Annotated in this window: 10 protein-coding genes and 1 tRNA gene; 10 read left to right on the forward strand and 1 reads right to left on the reverse strand. The window is 68.9% G+C overall.

Annotation, left to right across the window (positions count from 1 at the left end; translation table 11 throughout):
* Positions 1-93: 93 nt before the first annotated feature.
* On the reverse strand, positions 94-693 hold the full coding sequence (locus FFF93_RS04725) for a TetR/AcrR family transcriptional regulator (protein ID WP_138770536.1): 600 nt from the start codon (positions 691-693) through the stop codon (positions 94-96).
* A gap of 197 nt (positions 694-890) precedes the next feature.
* Between FFF93_RS04725 and FFF93_RS04730 the strand changes: the two genes are divergently transcribed.
* The 10 genes from FFF93_RS04730 (at position 891) to FFF93_RS04775 (ending at position 18,555) form a co-directional block, all read left to right on the forward strand.
* A tRNA-Gln gene (locus FFF93_RS04730) sits at positions 891-962 on the forward strand.
* Between the two features lie 214 nt (positions 963-1,176).
* A complete protein-coding gene (gene glmU, locus FFF93_RS04735) occupies positions 1,177-2,667 on the forward strand; it encodes a bifunctional UDP-N-acetylglucosamine diphosphorylase/glucosamine-1-phosphate N-acetyltransferase GlmU (protein WP_138769946.1) in 1,491 nt (496 codons plus the stop codon).
* A gap of 5 nt (positions 2,668-2,672) precedes the next feature.
* Positions 2,673-3,653 (forward strand): ribose-phosphate diphosphokinase, encoded by a 981-nt coding sequence (locus FFF93_RS04740; protein ID WP_138769945.1) that lies wholly within the window; start codon positions 2,673-2,675, stop codon positions 3,651-3,653.
* Positions 3,654-3,877: 224 nt separating this feature from the next.
* Positions 3,878-4,501: a 50S ribosomal protein L25/general stress protein Ctc gene (locus FFF93_RS04745; RefSeq protein ID WP_138769944.1), complete on the forward strand. Its 624-nt coding sequence runs from the start codon at positions 3,878-3,880 to the stop codon at positions 4,499-4,501.
* Between the two features lie 122 nt (positions 4,502-4,623).
* Positions 4,624-5,211, forward strand: a complete 588-nt coding sequence (pth, locus tag FFF93_RS04750) for an aminoacyl-tRNA hydrolase (protein WP_138769943.1) — start codon at positions 4,624-4,626, stop codon at positions 5,209-5,211.
* Between the two features lie 302 nt (positions 5,212-5,513).
* Positions 5,514-8,108 carry a helix-turn-helix transcriptional regulator gene (locus FFF93_RS04755; RefSeq protein ID WP_261375297.1) on the forward strand — a complete coding sequence of 865 codons (2,595 nt, stop codon included), beginning with the start codon at positions 5,514-5,516 and terminating at the stop codon, positions 8,106-8,108.
* Complete coding sequence (locus tag FFF93_RS04760) at positions 8,095-10,806, forward strand: LuxR family transcriptional regulator (RefSeq protein WP_186372231.1); 2,712 nt, start codon at positions 8,095-8,097, stop codon at positions 10,804-10,806. Before FFF93_RS04755 ends, FFF93_RS04760 begins: the two co-directional genes overlap by 14 nt.
* Positions 10,807-11,031: 225 nt before the next feature.
* Positions 11,032-13,767 (forward strand): LuxR family transcriptional regulator, encoded by a 2,736-nt coding sequence (locus FFF93_RS04765; protein ID WP_138769940.1) that lies wholly within the window; start codon positions 11,032-11,034, stop codon positions 13,765-13,767.
* 57 nt (positions 13,768-13,824) lie between these two features.
* Positions 13,825-16,467, forward strand: a complete 2,643-nt coding sequence (locus FFF93_RS04770) for a LuxR family transcriptional regulator (RefSeq protein ID WP_138769939.1) — start codon at positions 13,825-13,827, stop codon at positions 16,465-16,467.
* A 735-nt stretch (positions 16,468-17,202) separates the two neighbouring features.
* A complete protein-coding gene (locus tag FFF93_RS04775; RefSeq protein ID WP_261375298.1) occupies positions 17,203-18,555 on the forward strand; it encodes a sugar transferase in 1,353 nt (450 codons plus the stop codon).
* Positions 18,556-18,579 lie beyond the last annotated feature (24 nt).

Consider the following 18,579-nt stretch of genomic DNA (forward strand, 5'->3'; position numbering starts at 1 on the left):
ATATGTCCACTGCGCGCAGCCAGGAATGGGCATGTCCCTCGGGTGGCGCTGCACGGCTTGGGTGACGGCCGGGTTCAGGACAGACCCGAACCCTCAGTCCTCGGTCTTGAGCTCAGGTTCTTTGCTCAGGCCGGTGAGGCCGTTCCAGGCGAGGTTCACCAGGTGCGCGGCCACTTCGCGTTTATCCGGCGTGCGGCTGTCCTGCCACCACTGCCCGGTCATCGCGACCATGCCCACCAGCATCTGGGCGTACATGGCGCCGTCGGCCGCACTGAACCCGCGGCGGGCGAACTCGTCGGCCAGAATGTACTCCACCCGTGCGGTCACCTGGGAGAGCAGTGTGGAGAACGCGCCTTCGGGCTGCGAGGGCGGAGCGTCGCGCATCAGGATCCGGAAACCGTCGGTCCGGTCCTCGATATAGCCCAGCAACGCCAGGGCGGCCCGTTCGACCAGGACGCGCGGCTTGGCTTCCGCGGAGAGGGCGTCGTTGATGGCGCCCAGCAGGATCCGGAACTCGTACTCCACGACCTGGGTGTAAAGGCCCTCCTTGGAGCCGAAGTGCTCGTAGATCACTGGCTTCGAAACGCCCGCGGCGGAGGCAATTTCCTCGATGGTGGTGCCGTCCAGCCCGCGGAGCGCGAAGAGGCTCCGGCCGACGCCGATTAGCTGGGTGCGGCGCTGGGGGCCGGTCATCCGGGCCCTGGGGATGTGGCCGGGGGACCGCACCGGCCTGCCGGTGAAGTGGTCCGCCCCTCCGGACACGCCTGCGCTCTTGCTCACAGCACCATCATGCCTTACCCGCCCGCAGGTCCCCGGGCACTGAGTCGCACGAGCAACATCCTTCGTGGCAGAATTGTCTCTTGTGCCACAGGCTTGACGCCCTGGCACGGTCCGCTCTGGTGTAATGGCAGCACCCCGGCCTTTGGAGCCGTGGAGTATAGGTTCGAGTCCTATGGGCGGAACTTCCTTGGGCGGTCGCTGCCGGAGGAACCGGCCCGGCGGGCTGGTGCCGGCGGGAGTCCAGTAGGATGAAGAGGATGCCGCGACCGGAATGTGGTCCGGCTCGGCCGCGCGGAGCCGGCAACGAGGTAGACCACCTGGCTGTCGTCCACGGGCCAATCGAGATCCACCGAGCAGCGGCACTGAGTCAGGCCACTGAGCAAGGAGAGCCCGTACGTGAGCCCCGAGAACACCGGCCCCGCCGCCGTCATTGTCCTAGCTGCAGGTGCCGGTACCCGGATGAAATCCCGTACCCCCAAGATCCTCCACGAAATCGGCGGACGCTCCCTCGTTGGCCACGCGCTTAACGCCGCCCGCGCCCTCCATCCGCGCGAACTGGCCCTCGTGGTCCGGCACGAACGCGACCAGGTCGCCGCTCACATCGCAGCGCTCGACCCCAAGGCGCTTATCGTTGACCAGGACGAGGTGCCCGGCACCGGGCGCGCCGTCGAAGCCGCCCTCGAGGCTCTCGACGCACTGCATCCCCAGGCCCAGGTCAGCGGCACCGTCGTCGTGACCTACGGCGACGTGCCCCTGCTCACCGGCGAACTGCTGTCCGAGCTTGTCGCCGCCCACGAGGCGGAAGGCAATGCCGTCACCGTCCTCACCGCCGTCCTCGACGACGCCACCGGCTACGGCCGCATCCTCCGCGCCGACGACGGCACCGTGACCGGCATCCGCGAACACAAGGATGCCAGTGACGCCGAGCGCGGGATCCGGGAGATCAACTCCGGCATCTACGCCTTCGACGCCGCCGTGCTGCGGGACTCGCTGGCCCACGTCACCACCGACAATGCCCAGGGTGAGAAGTACCTGACCGACGTCCTCGCCCTGGCCCGTGCCGCCGGCGGCCGGGTCGCCGCCGTCGTCACCGAAGACCGCTGGCAGGTCGAAGGCGCCAACGACCGCGTCCAGCTCTCGGCCCTCGGCGCCGAGCACAACCGCCGCGCCGTCGAGGCCTGGATGCGCGCCGGCGTCACCGTCGTCGACCCCGCCACCACCTGGATCGACGCCACCGTGACGCTGGACGAGGACGTCCGGCTGCTGCCGAACACCCAGCTGCACGGCGCCACGACGGTGGCGCGCGACGCCGTCGTCGGTCCCGACACGACCCTGACCGACGTCCAGGTGGGGGAGGGCGCCACGGTGATCCGCACCCACGGCTCCGGCTCCACCATCGGCGCGAACGCCAGCGTCGGCCCGTTCACCTACCTGCGCCCCGGCACCGTCCTCGGTGAAACCGGCAAGATTGGCGCGTTCTACGAGACGAAGAACGTCACGATCGGCCGCGGCTCCAAGCTCTCCCACCTCGGCTACGCCGGCGACGCGGAAATCGGCGAGGACACCAACATCGGCTGCGGCAACATCACGGCCAACTACGACGGCGAGAAGAAACACCGCACGGTGATCGGTTCCGGCGTCCGCACCGGCTCCAACACCGTCTTCGTGGCCCCGGTCCGGGTCGGCGACGGCGCGTACAGCGGCGCCGGCGCCGTGATCCGCAGCGACGTGCCCGCGGGCGCCCTCGCACTGTCCGTGGCCAAGCAGCGGAACTCGGAAGGCTGGGTCGCGGCAAACCGGCCGGGCTCCCTCTCCGCCGCGCTGGCCGAGGCGGCCGCCGCCACCCCGACATCTTCCACTACTCCGGCATCGACAGAACAGGGCTAGCAATCATGAGCGAAATTACGGCACACGGCGAGAAGAAGCTGGTACTTGCCGCCGGGCGCGCACACCCGGAGCTGGCGCGCGAGATCGCCAAGGAGCTGGGCACCGAGCTGCTGCCGCTGGACGCCTACGACTTCGCCAACGGCGAGATCTACGTCCGGGCCGGCGAGAGCGTCCGCGGCACCGACGCCTTCGTTATCCAGGCGCACCCGGCCCCGCTGAACAACTGGCTCATGGAGCAGCTGATCATGATCGATTCGCTCAAGCGGGCCTCCGCCAAGCGCATCACCGTGGTTTCGCCGTTCTACCCCTACGCCCGGCAGGACAAAAAGGGACGCGGCCGCGAGCCGATCTCGGCCCGCCTCGTCGCCGACCTGTACAAGACCGCCGGCGCCGACCGCATCATGAGCGTGGACCTGCACACCTCGCAGATCCAGGGCTTCTTCGACGGCCCCGTGGACCACCTGATGGCCATCCCGCTCCTCGCCGACTACATCCGCACCCGGGTGGGCTCGGACAACATCACTGTCGTCTCCCCGGACACCGGCCGCGTCCGGGTCGCCGAACAGTGGGCCGAGCGCCTCGGCGGCGCTCCGCTGGCCTTCGTGCACAAGAGCCGCGACCTCACGGTCCCCAACCAGGCGGTCTCCAAGACCGTCGTCGGCCAGATCGAAGGCCGCACCTGCGTGCTGATCGACGACATGATCGACACCGGCGGAACCATCTCCGGCGCCGTCCAGGTGCTCAAGAACGCCGGCGCCAAGGACGTCATCATCGCCGCCACCCACGCGGTGTTCTCCGACCCGGCCTCGCAGCGCCTCGCCGAGTCGGGCGCCCGCGAAGTCGTGGTCACCAACACGCTGCCGATCTCCGCGAACAAGCACTTCCCGCAGCTCACTGTGCTCTCCATCGCGCCGCTGATCGCCCGTGCGATCCGTGAAGTGTTCGACGACGGTTCCGTGACGAGCCTCTTCGACGGCAACGCGTAGCAGCCGCCCGGCCGGGCCCCGTTTTCGCGACGGGGCCCGGCACTGCTAAACTCGATCCGATACCTTGGCGAGGGAGAGCGCCGGCCTTGACAGCCGGACTGCTGGTCTCCGTAATCGACTGGGTCTGAATCTCCCTTCTGAGGGGCGGCCCGGCCGCCCGGCGTTGAAGGTCGCTGACAGACCTCCGCCCTTGCTGAACACCGTTCGTCCCAGAGGAGATATCCATGGCTGAGCAGAAGCTCGCAGCAGAAGTACGCACCGAATTCGGCAAGGGCTTTGCCCGCCGCGCCCGCATGGCCAACCAGATCCCGGCTGTCATCTACGGCCACGGCGCCGAGCCGATCCACATCACCCTGCCGGCAAAGGCCACCACCCTGGCCGTCCGCACCGCCAACGCCCTGCTGTCCCTGGACATCAACGGCGAAGAGCACCTGGCCCTGGTCAAGGACATCCAGCGCAACCCGATCAAGCAGATCATCGAGCACCTCGACCTGCTGACCGTCCGCAAGGGCGAGAAGGTCACCGTTGACGTCCCCGTCCACGTCACCGGCGACGTCGCCCCGGGCAACGTGCACAACCTCGAGATGACCACCATCTCGCTCGAGGCCGAGGCAACCCACCTGCCGACCGCCGTCGAGGTCAGCATCGAAGGCCGCGCCGCGGGCGAGCACATCCACGCCTCCGACGTCGTGCTGCCGAAGGGCACCGTTCTGCTGGCCGACGCCGACGCCCTGGTCGTGAACATCTCCGAGGCCGTTGAAATCCTCGAAGAGGAAGAGACCACGGAAGAGGCTGCCCCGGCCGAAGGCGCCGCTGCCGAAGAGACCTCCGAGGCTGCTGCCGAGTAATTCCGGCGTATTCTCAGGTGGCCGGGTCCCGATGGGGCCCGGCCGCCGTCGTCTCCGCCCGCCGCCCCCACCCGCCGCCCCCCACCCGCCGCCCCCACCCGCCGCCCCCGAAGGATGGACCCATGACCGACACCTGGCTGATCGTAGGCCTTGGCAATCCGGGTGCCGAGTACGCCCACAACCGGCACAACGTCGGCCAGATGGTGCTCGATGAACTGTCGGCCCGGGTCGGCGGCACCTTCAAGTCGCACAAAACCCGCGCCCAGGTCCTGGAAGGCCGGCTGGGTATCGGCGGGCCTCGGGTGGTGCTGGCCAAGCCTCTGAGTTACATGAATGTCTCCGGCGGCCCGGTCTCCGCGCTCGCGAAGTTCTACGACGTCGACCCCTCCCGCGTCATTGCCGTTCACGACGAGATCGACATTCCCTTTAATACAGTCAAACTCAAGATCGGCGGGGGAGAAGGCGGCCATAACGGCCTCCGGGACATCTCCAAGGCGCTGGCCACGAAGGACTACCTGCGGGTCCGGGTGGGGGTGGGCCGTCCGCCCGGCCGGATGGACACCGCCGACTTCGTGCTGCGGGACTTCGCCACAGCGGAGAAGAAGGAACTTCCGTTCCTGATCGACACCGCCGCCGACGCCGTCGAGGCGCTCGTCCGCGACGGGCTTCAGCAGGCCCAACAGAAGTTCCACCCCGCGAAGGCAACATAGCCGGGGCCGATCCCGGTTTCCTTTCCAAGCGTCCCGCGTTGCCGCTATGATCTGTCTACTCTCTTGTCGGGGGATAGGGTTACGCTACTTCTAGGTGGACGGTGACGGCTTTGCCGTCCGCAAAGCGGTACAAAGGAAACTAGATGTCGAGGGATTCGCTGGGCTGGGGGCATGTTTCCATTACATTGGCGCCCGCCGAAGAACAACACGCCGCGGGGCCGGTGAACAGACACGCGTGGTCAGGCTTGGCCCGCGGAGCCGACGCCGACCGTGTCCGGACCGCCCTCACCGCGCCTGAGAGTATGGGCGTTGTCATCACCGGGGACCGGGGCGTGGGGAAATCCCTGGTCGGACGCAGCGCCCTCGCCGGCTTCGGCCCGGATGTCTATACCCTCCAGCTGCGCACTTCCGGGCCAGGTGCCGCCACCCCCTACGGATGCCTGTCCTTCACCCTCGCCCGCCTCCCGCAGAGCTCGCTTGGTTCGCCGACGGCGATACTGCACGGAATCACCTCGCTGATCCGCAACGACGCCGCGGGACGCAAATGCGTGATCCTGGTGGACAACGCCGGGTCCCTCGACGAGCAGAGCACCGGGGTCCTGCTGAACCTGATGCAGACCGGCACCGCGCGGCTGATCGCCACCGCGCAGCGCGCCACCGACCTTCCGCCCGACTTCTATTGGCTCATCACCTCCGGGCAGCTGGCCGAAGTCCGACTCGCCGGCATGACCGCGATCGAAACGCAGGAGGTGCTCCAGGCGGCGCTCGGGCACCGGGTGTCGACCGCCCTGGCAACCCAGATGCACGAGCTGGTCGGCGGCAGCCCCACCCTCCTGCAGGCCGTCGTCTCCGAACAGATCGAACGCGGCAACCTGGTGTTGTCCGGCTCGGTCTGGACCCTCGTCGACGAGGTGGTGCTGGACGGCAAGACCGCGCTGGAGGATATCGTCAGGGCGCGGTACGCCCGGGAAACGCCCGAGGCCCGTGAAGTGATCGAGGTGCTCTCGTGCGCTCGCTGCATGTCCCTGTCCCGGCTGGCGAGGATGTACGGCCCGGGCCTGATTGCGGACATGGAGGAAGCCGGCCAGATCGTCGTCGACCGCACCGACCGGCACTTCGTGACGCTGGGGGACCGGTACCTGGGAGACATCGTGCGGAACTGGCTCAGTGTGGAGCGCCGGCTGGAGCTGCGCGACAAGGTCCCCGGCCACCAGGAACACGAACTCGGCGAGCTCACCGTGGAGGACCTGCTCGCCTACGCGGCCTGGACGCACGACTGCCACGCCGAGCTGGCGCCGGCTCACGCGCTGGCCGCCGCGCAGGCCGCCGTCCGCCTCTTCGACCCGAAATTCGCGCTGAAGTGCGCCGCCAGCATCGCGCCCGGCGACACCGAATGGCCCGAGGGACAGCTGCAGAAGGCTGCCGCGTACCTGCAGCTGGGCCTTCCCCTGCAGGCGATGTCCGCCCTGGACGACGTCACTGAGGCCCAGACCAACGCCCTCGCCCCAGAGGCGTTTGCCGAGCTGATTGCGGCGAAGGCCGACTGCATGGCCTGGCTGGAGGACCGCTCCGGGAAGGTCCCTGAGCTGATCCGGCAGGCCCGGCTGCGGCTGCAGGAATTCCGCCAGGCCGAAGCGGGGGCCGCCGACGGCGATGCGGACGGGCTGGCCCGCGCCGGCCTGTGCCTCGACCTCTGCGAGTTCAACTACCTCTCCTTCATCGGCGACTACCGGCCGATGATGGACCGGCTCGCCGCGGCCGCGAGTGCCGATACCGACGCCCTCGACCCGGTCCACCGGCTGCGGACCTCGATCATCCTGATGGAAGCCCTGTGCATGACCGGCAGGGAACTGGAGGCCCGCCAGCTGATGCGAGACATCGGCGGAAGACTCGGTGAGTGGGCCAATGTCCCGCGGATCAGGGAAAACTTCGCCTGGCGTTCCTTCAATGTCCTGCTGCTCTCCGGACAGTGGCGGCAGAGCATCGACATGCTCAAAGACGCCAGCGGGCGGGCCGGCCACGGCCTGCACTCGGGCAGCGCCGCCACCGACCTCGCCGTCGGGCTCGCGTATGTATATGCCGGCCGCGGCTACTTGGCCCTGGATCCGCTGCTCGCTGCGATCGCCCAGCTCGAAGTCAGGACCAGCCTGCACGCGCTGCGCCAGGCTTATGCCGCCACCGCTTTTGCCTATGCGCAGATGGGCAACTCCGTGCAGGCCACCGTCTACCTGGACCGCGCACGGTCCGCTGAGGGGCCGGCCCGCTTCGTCGTCAGCAGCTCGGCCGAGTTCTGCATGGACATGGCCTCCCGCTGGCTGGGGGACCCCGACGCGAAGGACCGGCTGGTCCACGCCGCCGAGCGGCACTTCCGGAACGGCCTCTATACCCTGGCCGGCATCTGCATGCTCGGCGCGACCGTCAACGGCACCGTAAAGGACTTCCAGTTCATGGAGGAGATCGCAGGGCTGCGGCAGGGCCCCCTCGCGGAGCTGTCCCGGGTGGTGGCGGTCGGCAGCCGCACGAAGGACGCCGTGACGATGCTCGAAGCGGCCGAACTCGCCGCCGCCCTGGAGCTCGACGCCGTGCAGGCCAGATGCGCGGCGCTCGCCTTCGATTTCGCCAAGGCCGCCGGGCTCGCCGGCAGCGCCACGGCGGCGCACAGCATGCTCGAGTCCTTGTCCGAGTCGGTCCCGGCGTTGCCGATCGTCCCGCACAACAAGGGCCCGCTGCTGACCGAGCGGGAGCGGCAAATCGCGGCCCTCGCCGGCAACGGAGTTTCCAACAAAGACATCGCCCTGGACGTGGGCATCTCGGTTCGGACAGTGGAGGGGCACTTGTACCAGGTATTCACGAAGCTCGGAGTGTCCTCGCGGAGTGATCTGCTTGGACTCATCTAGGGTCCGCGTAGCCGCTCCCGGCGAGGTGCAACAGAGCGTCCTGACCGGACGCTCGGAAGACCTGGCATCCGCGGTGGAGGCCCTCCAGGGCGGCACCCACGTCGCTGTGCTGTTGCTCGGCGACCACGGGATCGGCAAATCGCGGCTGATGGAGGCCGTGGCCGAGGAGCTCCGCGGCCAGGTGACGCCGGTACGCCTGCACGGCAGCCCGGCGCTGAGCCATGTGCCTTACGGCGTGCTGGCCCCGTTCATCGTGGACCTGCCGGTGGAGGACGCCACGTCCCAGCTGGCCGTGCTCCGGACGTTCTGGAGCTACCTCGAAGGGCAGCGGCGGAAGACCCAGAAGCCGCTGCTGCTGGTCGTCGACGACGCCCATGACCTGGATGAGGCTACGGCCGGGGTCCTGGTGGAACTCGCCGCCGCCGGCTGGGCAAAACTGCTGGTCGGCGCCGTGGCCCGCCCCGGCCTGCCCGAGCCGCTCCTGCAGCTCTGGTTCGAGGGCATTGCCGAACGCCACGACCTGCGCCCGCTCACCCGGGAACAAACTTCGGAAATCCTGGCGCACCAGCTCGGCCCCCAGGTCCTGCCCAATGTCGCCGAGGTGCTCTGGGAGGCCTCCGGCGGCAACCCGCTGCTGCTGGATTGCCTGGTCGACGACGCGAAAAGCGACGGCACGCTGCTCCAGCGCAACGGAGTATGGCTGCTCGCCCGCCCACTAAACAGCCACGGCGAACGGCTGACCGACGTCGTCCGCCGCCAGCTGCTCCGGCGCCCCGCCGCAGAACGCAAGGCACTGAACCTCGTGGCGCTGGCCGAGCCGGTGTCGAAGGCCCTGATCGAAGCCCTGGTGGACGAAGCCACCGTCGCAGGACTGATCGAACAGGAAATCGTCCGCGTCTCCGAGGAGGCCGAGCCCGAACTTCGGCTGTGGCACCCCGTCTACGGCGACACCCTGCGGAACCTGGTTTCTCCTGCCCGCAGCCTGCAGCTCCGCCAGAGCCTGCTGCGGCTGATGGACCGGGAACCGGCCTCGGCCGAGGGACTCCTGCGCCAGGTCAGCTGGTCGATGGAGTGCGGCGTCGAGGTCGAGGACCGTCAGCTGCTGCGGGCCGCGATCTTGGCCAGCAGGCTCTTCGAGGACGACCTCGCCCGCAAGGCGGCCGCCCAGGTCAAGGACCCGGAACTGCAGTTCACGGCCCGGTCGGTGATCGCACGGACGTACTACAACACCTCCAACCATGCCGCGGCACGGGACATCCTGGAGGCGGATTTCGCCAAGGGACGCACGCTGGCCGGCCTGCTGACGGGCTCGCTGCTGTGGGCGGCAGTGCTCTCGGCGCTCGGACACACGCCGGCCGACATCATGCACCGGGCGGAAGCTCTGCTGCGCGCCGGTGAACGGCTGGCCGACGCCAGCCCCGCCGAGTCCGAACGCATCCTTGCCGCGACGCGGGAACGGGTGCGGACCATCCGGACCATGGTCCTGGCCCTCGCCGGCGACGCGGAAGCTGCCGGCGCGGCCGGCAGCGACCCTGCCGACCGCGACGAAGGCCGGTTGGCGGCCAGCACCCTTGAAAGGGCCTTCGGCCTGGCCCTGGAGGCGGAACAACTGCTGGTCCAGGGCAAGCCGGACAGCGCCTCCGCCGCGGCCGCCGCCGCCTTGGAGGCTGCCGGAACCGAGCACGACGAACTGTACTTCCTCTCCGACTTCCTCGTGGTCCGCGCCGTGACGGCGGTGATCCACGGGGGTGACTGGCGCGCCGCGGAAAGCCTGCTCGCACGCTTCGTTGCGGGGTTCGGCCCCAGCCTGATCTCGTTTGGCGGCGGCGTCCACACGGCGACCGGCATCGTGCTGCTGTACCAGGGCCGATCGGCCGAAGCCAAGCGGACGCTGCGCGCGGCCGTCGAAGCGCTGCGGCTTGCCGACCCCCAACAGTTGTTTTCGCTGACCGCGGCGATGGCCTTTGCCGCCGCCGCGGACATCGGAGCTACGGAGAAGGCCGCCGGGTACCTGGCCGACTACGAATCCGCCCGGCCCCCCGTTTCGCGCTACCTGCGTGCCCTCGCCGCCATGGCCGTGGTGTACGGCAAGGCCCGGCTCGGCGGCTACCGCCGGGCGGCGGAGGAACTGCAAAGGCTCGGCAGGCCCGACGGCGACCGCAACACCGCGGGGCTGGAGTTTGATGCGCTGACCTTCAGGTTGGCCCTCGGCGACAGGGAGGCGGCCGTGCGGCTGCGCGAACTGGCACCGCAGCTGGAGGGCCGCCGTGCCAGGGCTGTCTGCGGGTACGCCGCCGCGATCGGGTCCGGGCAGCCGGGCGAGCTGATCGACGCGGCCAAGACCTGCGAGGAGGCCGAACTGTGGGGCTTCGCCGCGCTGGCGTACGGCGACGCCGCCAACGCCTACCACGCGGCCGGCGACACCTTGCGGGAGCGGATGGCCACGGCGCAGCGGCAGCGGTGCCGCGACCGTGCCGACAGCGCTGCCGGGGACGAACCGGCCGGCCAGGACACGCTCGGACTCTTGACCCGCCGCGAACGTGACATCGTGGCGCTGGCGGTCCGGGGCCTGAGCGACCGGCAAATCGCTGCCGAACTGCAGGTGTCAGTCCGGACCGTGGAGGGCCACCTGTACCGCAGTTACGCCAAGCTGAACATCAAGGGACGCGAGGAACTCCGCCGGGTGTCCGAGGAGTAGGTGTTCCCTGCTCGGCCGGAGCGCATTACGGCCGGCGGCACTTGGACTCGGTTTGGAACTACTTGGTTTGCCGCGCAGAGGGCCTGGCGGAATCCGAGTACAGCCGCGTAGACACCGGCGCCATACCCGGCCGGCAATCGAGTACTACTTACGGATGCCTTTGCGACGGCCGCTCCATAGCGTGGAGCTATCACTGGTTAAACATTGATTGCGAAGGTCTCTCCCATGTTTCAGCAAGAAGCCGGCGTGCCCGCGGGCAGCGGCAAAACGGACGCGATTTCACCAGCGCAACGCCCCCCTCAGGGGCGGCAGGAAAAACCTTTCACCCGCCAGCACGTCGTTGCGGACGTCTTGGAAACCCTGACATCAGGATCGGGCTGCGGCGTCGTACTGGTGGGGGAGCACGGGGCCGGAAAATCGTTCATCGCCCAGCGCACCCTTGAACAACTCGGCGACGACTACCTGGTCGTCCAGGTCCGGGGCAGTTCGATTTCATCAAAACTCCCGTACGGCGCCCTGAGCGTGCTGCTCAACGATCTCGATGCCTCCCACCTGGAGCACCCGCTGATGGTGCTGCGCGGGCTCACCCAGCTCCTCCACACGAAAGCCCAGGGCCGCGCCATTGTCTTGTTCGTGGACAACGCCCACGACCTGGATGACCTGTCCTGCATGATGGTGGCCCAGCTCAGCGCCGGGGGCCACGTGACCCTGCTTGCTGCGTGCGTCGACCTGCCGCACGTGGGCGGCGACATCATGGGGCTGTGGAAGGATGACCTGCTGCGCCGGGTGGACCTGGAGCCGTTCGATTTCGCCGAGACGGCCGCCACGCTTAACCAGGAATACGGCGGGCACTTCTCGCACACGGCCGCCCGCGCGCTCTGGAGTGCAAGCGGCGGAAACGCGCTCTTCCTGCACTCCCTGGCCCGGGAACAGATCAAGCTCGGCACCATCGTGCGGCGGGAGGGCGCCTGGGTCCAGGGCGGCCGCTCCATCGCCCTGACCGGGGAAGTGCGCGACGTCGTGAAGGCGCGGTTGAACCGGCTCAGCCCCGGCCAGCGCGACGTTTTCGAACTCCTTTCCCTCGCCGGCGCCGTTCCGCTCCAGACCCTTATGCGGATCTTCAATCCGCAGGACATGGACAACCTGCAGGAGCGGGCCCTGATCCAGGTCAGCCACGACCATCCGCCAATGGTCAGCGTCGCCAACACGGTGACGGCCTCGATCGTTGCCAGCGTCGTTCCTCCGGGCCGCAGCGCCGAACTGCGCCGCCGCCTGACCGCGGTGCTGGCGGACACGGAGCAAGGTGAACCCACCGGGTCCTCCGACGTCGCGTGGGCCCTGGACTGCGGGGAAGAGATCAGCTCCGCGACGGCGCTCGCCGCGGCGCACCTGGCCAACAACGCCTCCGATCCCGCCTCGGCGCTGCGGTTCATCCACGAAATCGATGGCGGCGAGGCGCTCACGGAGGTGGCCATCGAATCCGTGCACGCGCAGCTTGCAGCCAACAACGACGAGTCCGCCCGGCGCTTGCTGCACGGCCTTGACGGCTCCGCGGCCGCTGGGCGCCCGCTGGAAGAGTGGGCCGCCCTTCAACTGCTGCGGGTGGATCTGGACCTGCGAAGCACCGCCACCGCAGCCGACGCCCGGTCCAGGCTGGAGCGGGTCCGCGACCGCCTCTTCGGCCCGTCCGTGGAAGAGACGGGACAGGTGGAGGCCGCCCGCGAGCAGTTACGACTGGCCGAGGTGAAACTGGCAGCCTTCGAGGGCCGCTACGGTGACGTCCTCGCGGCCCATGCCGGTGTGGGGGCCGAGCTGGGAACCGAAACCGGGCTTCTTACCGCGAGCCTGTTCTGCGAGGCCATGGCGGTCACCGGCAACGTCCTTGGCGCCATGGCCCTGGGAAAGCAGGTCATCGCCGCGGCCGCCGCCGTACCGATGTCGGACCGCGCTGTGCGCGAGATCAGGGGGCGTTTCCTGCTGCTCATGCTGTTGTCGGCGAAGTTCCGCGAAGCCTCGGCCTTCCTCACGGCAACGTCGAGCACGCCGGAGCCGCAGGCCCGGCTGGGCGGGATGTTCGAGATTGTCCGAGGCGTGATCGATCTGCACGCCGGGAACCTGGACGGCGCCGGCCCGTGGCTCGAGGCCGGAATGTGGCAGCTGCGGATGCAGGATCCCGATGCCCTGTCCGGACTGGCCACCGCGGCCTGCGCCTATGCAGCCGGGCTCGCCGGGGACGAGGAACGAGCCGGGCTGTTGCTCGCCGAATTGTCGCAGCCGCAACGTGCCAGCTCCTGGCTGGTGGAGCGGATGACACGGTACTTCGAGCTGTGCGCTCTCGCTGAACTCGGCCAGCGGCCGGCGGCGATCCGCGCCCTCACCGCCGAATCGGACAGCGACGCGGACGCCGGGGCCGCAGCCACAGGGCTGCTTTTCCTGTCCGCGGCGGCCCGGTTGGGCGACCGGCAGCTGTGCCAGAAGCTCGCCGGCCTCGCGGGCCGGGTGACCGGGCAGTTCGCCCTGCTCTGCCTGCGGCTTGCCGACGGCGTGAAGGACTGCGCCAGCGAGCAGCTGCTGGCCGTCGCCAAGGACGCCGATGCCGCCGGGAACGCGGTGTTCGCCCGCGACGTGGCCCGCCGGGCAGTCTACTGCGCCAACGAGGCCGGGAACCGGATCGCGCTCCGCGTCTCGCAGCGTACGGAACAGTCCCTGGACGACAGGTTCGGCAGCCCGAAAAACGGCCTGCATTCGCTGACCACCTCCACCCTGACCGCCAGGGAATGCGAGGTCGCCGTCCGGGCGGCAGCCGGAACGTCCAACCGCAAAATCGCCGAGCAGATGCACGTCTCGGTCCGCACGGTCGAGGGCCACTTGTACCAGGTGTACGCAAAACTCCATGTCGCCAGCCGATCGGAGCTCAAAGATGTCATCTCGGGACCGGCGGCCAGCGCCCGCATCGGCTGACCCGCACGGGGCCCACCGTGGCCCTGACGCGGTCGACGGCGGCGGGAGTGGCCCTGAGTGGAAAGCCTGACTGATGCCGTGACCCTGATCGGCCGCTCCGGCGTCGTCAAGGAGGTGGTCCGCTGCCTCCGTGACGAGGGCAGGGCCGGGGCCGTGATCGTCGGGAGTTCGGGGTCCGGTAAGACCGCCGTCGTGAAGGCCGTCCTTGCGGAACTGCACCCGCAGGGAACGGTGATCAGGCTCGCAGCGACCCCGGCGCTCGCCGCGGTCCCGTTCGGTGCACTCGCACCGTACCTGGCAGGTCTCCCGGCGCATGACCTGGATTCGTACGCTGCCGTGTTGGCCGCCGTGACAGCCAGTCTGAGGGCTGAGCCAAAGCTGGCCCTGTTCGTGATTGACGACGCCCAGAGCCTGGACCGGGGGACGGTCCAGCTGGTGGCGCAGGCCGTGGCCACCGGCGCGGCCCGGCTGCTCGCCACCTGCCGTCCCGGGCCGCTGATTCCCGAGGAGTTCCTGGCACTGTGGGATGACGGCATCATTGCGAAGTTCGATTTGGCGCCCCTCAGCCGTTCCGAGGTGCACCAACTCTGCGAACAGGTGCTGCGCGCCGAGGTGTCCCCTTGGGTGAGCGAGGTCTTCGCCAAGCTGACGGAGGGCAATCCGTTTATGCTGATGTCCCTGATCGAGCACGCCCGCGCGACCGGAGCCATCGGGCAGCGACGCGGAGCGTGGTTCCTCCTCGCGGCGCCGGATCTGGGGAGCGTCCCGGCCGCTGACCTGCTAGACCACCAGATCCGCTCGATGTCCCCGGAGGAAAAGACGGCCGCCGCCATTGTCGCCCTGGCCGGGCCGCTCTCGCTCGGCCAGATCCTCAGGTTCAGCAGCCCCCGTGCCGTCGACGCCCTCGAGATGGCCGGAATCATCACCGTCTCACGGGACCGCGACCGGATCGTCAAACCCGCCAGCCCGCTTATCGGGGAGATCATCCGCCGCCGCGTGCCCGCGGGACGGAGCGCCAGTCTCCGGACCAGCCTGCTGGCGCTGCCCTGGGCGGGCGCGGTGCACCCGGATGCCTTCCTGAACCAGCTGCGCTGGTCGCTGGATACCGGGGCCGAGGTCCCCGCCGTGGAACTGCTCCGGGCCGCCACGGCAGCGAATATCCAGCTGGACACCGCGACGGCGCTCCGGGCCGCGGGCGCCATCCAGGAGGAGCACTTCCTTTCGGAGGCGAGGATCCAGCTGGCCTATTCCAATTACATCCTCGGCCGGAGCGGGGCGTCGGCCGGTTACCTCGAAGCAGCGCAGCCGGTGCGCTACGGCCGGGCCTCTTATCTCGCCGCACTCCTGGCCGCCCGGCTCGGAACCGCAGCGGCATCCCTCGAGCTTCCGCGCGAGGCGGGCGGCGGGGGACTGGACGCCGGCGACCCCGACCAGCGGCGCTGGGCGGGGCCAACCGCGGGCGTGGCCGCCGGCCTCCTGCTGGAGCGCTGGGAGGGCCGGACCGCGGAGCTTCAGGAACGGCTGCAGGGGCTCGTCGCCGCCGCGGAGGGCAACCCGGAAATCCGCATCCCGGCGGTGTCTCGCCTGGCCGAGGTGCTCACCGCCCAGGGCCGGGTGCTCGCGGGACTGGGCATCGACCGGGAGGCCTGGAATGGGGTGCAGGGAGCCGGCCTGGCGCTTCCCCTGGTCTACGAAGACGTGCTGGAACGGCACTGCCTGAACCTCATCCGCGCTGGCGAATGGGAGGAACTCGCCTCCGCCTTGGACGACTACACCGCCGGATTGTCCCCGCGGCTGCTATACAGCGGGGGCATGCTGCACGTGATGCGTGGCTACTCCCGGCTGCGGCAGGGCCGGATCCCGGAAAGCCTCGCCGAACTGTTGCTCGGTGTGGAAGAACTCCTGATCGCCGACCCCTGGGAACTGCTGGCCTTCGCGCACGCCGTCGCTGCCTACGCCGCCGCCGCCGCCGGACACCCCGGCGACGCGGCCGAACAGACGCTGGCCTTCCGCAGCACCGCGTACCGCGAGCCGGCAACGCTTGGGCTCCTTGCGGAGGCCTACTGCACCGCTGCGGAGGTCGCTTCTGGCCGGGACGGCGACGACGGCCGCCGCGAACTTGACCGGCTCGCGGACGAAGCGCAGCGGCAGGGGCTGCGGGGCGTGGAAACCGACATTCGACGGCTAGCGCTGCATGGCGGGGACACGGCAGCCGCGGCCGCCCTGGCGGCCAGTAGCAGCGCCGTCGAAGGCCCTGAGGCGCGGCTGCTGCGGGACTACGCGCTCGCCGTCGCCGCATCGGATTCGACCAAGCTGATGGCCGTGAGCGATCAGGCTCTGAGCGCCGGATACCTGTTGCTGGCGCTCGAGGCCGCCCAGCAGGCCGCGCGTCTGCTCGAACATGATCCGGACAAATGGAAGCTGACCGCGGTCCAGCGCAAGGTGCACCACCGGATGGTCGCCGCCGGCATGTCCGGCCAGATGAACATCGTCCGCGGCGAGCATTACGCCGACCTCACCGCCCGGGAAACCGAGATCCTGAAGCTGGTGGCGGGCGGGGCCACGAACGCGGAAATAGCCGCCCGGCTGACCTTGTCGCAACGGACCGTCGAAGGCCATCTCTACCGCATCTTCGGGAAGCTCGGCGTCAGCCGCCGGGGTGAGCTCGTGGACGTCCAGCGTGATTTACCGCAGCAGTGACACGGGCCGGGCCGGCAGCGGGCCCTGAGTGCGAAATGCAGGCGTTTTTTGCCGCCACCGCGGGAAAGCCCGCGTATCGCCTGCGTGACCCGGACGCCCTCCGGGAGTATGCCCAAGTAGTACGTCAGCGTAGTCCACAAGAGAAGTCGGGTAACCCCTACTCGTGTGCAGATCGGGCCTCCGCGATTGACTTAACTCAGTCCCAGGAACGACTCACAAAGGTCTCAAAATGAGTAACTACAGGGCGGTAACCGACTGCGGGCAGCGCCCGCGGAGGAGCAGGGCCACAAGCCTGAGTTCCAGCGCCGCAATTGCCAAAGCCACGCGCAAACGTGGCCGTGTCGACACCATCCATAACCGAACTCCTTCAATGGAACCGTACGGAGCCCCAACTGGCAGCCGTACCCCCAAGACGGAGCCGGCGGCGTCAGAGCCTTCTGAGACCGAGGCTCTCCCCCCAGCCGCCGCCGGCTCCCTTAAACGGTCTGCACCACTGAGAGACGTGGAACTGCCGTGAGCGCGGTAGACGAACACCGCGCCGGCTATAGAAAAAGAGGCAGTCGTAGTAACAGACGCCCCGCCCGGGTCCTAAGGCCCGCAGGCGGGGCGTTTGATCACTCCCGGTCCGTTGGCCGGGAACCCGCGGCGGCCCGTCCCGTCGACTCGGGGATGTCCTGGGCTCGGCGGTACCGCCGCTGGCTGCGCTTCACTGACATATCCATAGTTACCAGCGCGGTGGCGGTGGCCTATGCGATCCACATCGACGCAGAGGACATGCTCGCCCGAACGCCGGCCGTCAGCACCTATGTGTCCCTCAGCATCTCCATCGTCGTGGCCTGGATCGTCGCGCTCGAAGTGCACAGGACCAGGGAGGAGACCGTGCTCGGCGTCGGAGCCGAGGAATACAAACGGGTCATGGACGCCACCCTGGGGGTCTTCGGCGGAATCGCCATCGTGGTCCTGCTGCTCGGCATCGACGTGGTGCGCAGCCATTTCGCGATCGCCCTCCCGGCCGGTTCCCTGCTGCTCCTCCTGAGCCGGTGGCGGTGGCGGGCCTGGTTGAACCGCCAACGCAACTTCGGCCACTACCTCTCCAAGGTGATCGTGGTGGGCGAGCCCGCAGACGTTGAATACGTCATCCGCCAGTTCGGCAAGGTATCCGGTGCCGCGTACGAGGTGGTGGGGGCGGCCCTGCCGACCGGCTACACCGCCACCCACCTGCAGATTTCCGCCACCCGGGTCCCCGTGCTCTGCGATGTCGCCTCGGTCGCCGGGAAGGTGGTCGAGACCGGGGCGAACGCCGTCGTCGTGGCCGGGCAGCTGCAGGGCGGAAGCCGTGCCATCCGCCAGCTCGGCTGGGCCTTGGAAGGCACGCACGCGAGCCTGGTTCTGGCCGCCAGCCTGACCGACGTCGCCGGTCCCCGGATCCATTGGCGGCCGGTGGAGGGCCTGCCGCTGATGCACGTGGAACTGCCGGAATTCAGCGGCGGCAAGCACACGCTCAAACGCGCCGTCGACGTGGTTGCCTCGGCCGCGGCGCTGCTGCTCCTCTCGCCGCTGCTGTGCGCCTTGGCCTGGGTCATCGCTCGCGACAGCATGGGACCGGTTTTCTTCCGGCAGGAAAGGGTCGGCCGGAACGGGGAACGGTTCCAGATGATCAAGTTCCGTTCCATGGTGGTGACCGCGGAGGAGGACCTGGCGCGGCTCAAGGAGCTGAACGAGGGCGCGGGGCTGCTCTTCAAGATGAAGGATGACCCGCGGGTCACAAAGTGCGGCCGCTGGCTGCGGAAGTATTCGCTCGACGAATTGCCGCAGTTCTGGAACGTCCTCAAAGGGGACATGAGCCTGGTGGGGCCGCGTCCGCAGCTGCCCCGCGAGGTTGAGGGCTACGAGGGCGACGTGACCCGCCGGCTGCTGATCAAACCCGGCATCACCGGGCTGTGGCAGGTGAACGGCCGGTCGAATCTTGGCTGGGAAGAGAGCGTCCGCTGGGACCTCTACTACGTGGAGAACTGGTCGTTGACGGGAGACATCATGATCCTCTGGCGCACCGTCAAGGTCATCCTGAACCCGGTGGGGGCTTACTAAAGCGCTGGTGAGGGCCGGCGGTGA

It is taken from the genome of Arthrobacter sp. KBS0702 (assembly GCF_005937985.2).
In the GTDB taxonomy this organism is placed as follows: domain Bacteria; phylum Actinomycetota; class Actinomycetes; order Actinomycetales; family Micrococcaceae; genus Arthrobacter.

What these genes read in the sequence shown, in the direction of transcription:
- FFF93_RS04725 (WP_138770536.1), bottom strand. Translation starts at nt 693, where the DNA reads ATGACCGGCCCCCAGCGCCGCACCCAGCTAATCGGCGTCGGCCGGAGC.
- FFF93_RS04740 (WP_138769945.1), top strand. Translation starts at nt 2,673, where the DNA reads ATGAGCGAAATTACGGCACACGGCGAGAAGAAGCTGGTACTTGCCGCC.
- FFF93_RS04745 (WP_138769944.1), top strand. Translation starts at nt 3,878, where the DNA reads ATGGCTGAGCAGAAGCTCGCAGCAGAAGTACGCACCGAATTCGGCAAG.
- pth (WP_138769943.1), top strand. Translation starts at nt 4,624, where the DNA reads ATGACCGACACCTGGCTGATCGTAGGCCTTGGCAATCCGGGTGCCGAG.
- FFF93_RS04755 (WP_261375297.1), top strand. Translation starts at nt 5,514, where the DNA reads ATGGGCGTTGTCATCACCGGGGACCGGGGCGTGGGGAAATCCCTGGTC.
- FFF93_RS04765 (WP_138769940.1), top strand. Translation starts at nt 11,032, where the DNA reads ATGTTTCAGCAAGAAGCCGGCGTGCCCGCGGGCAGCGGCAAAACGGAC.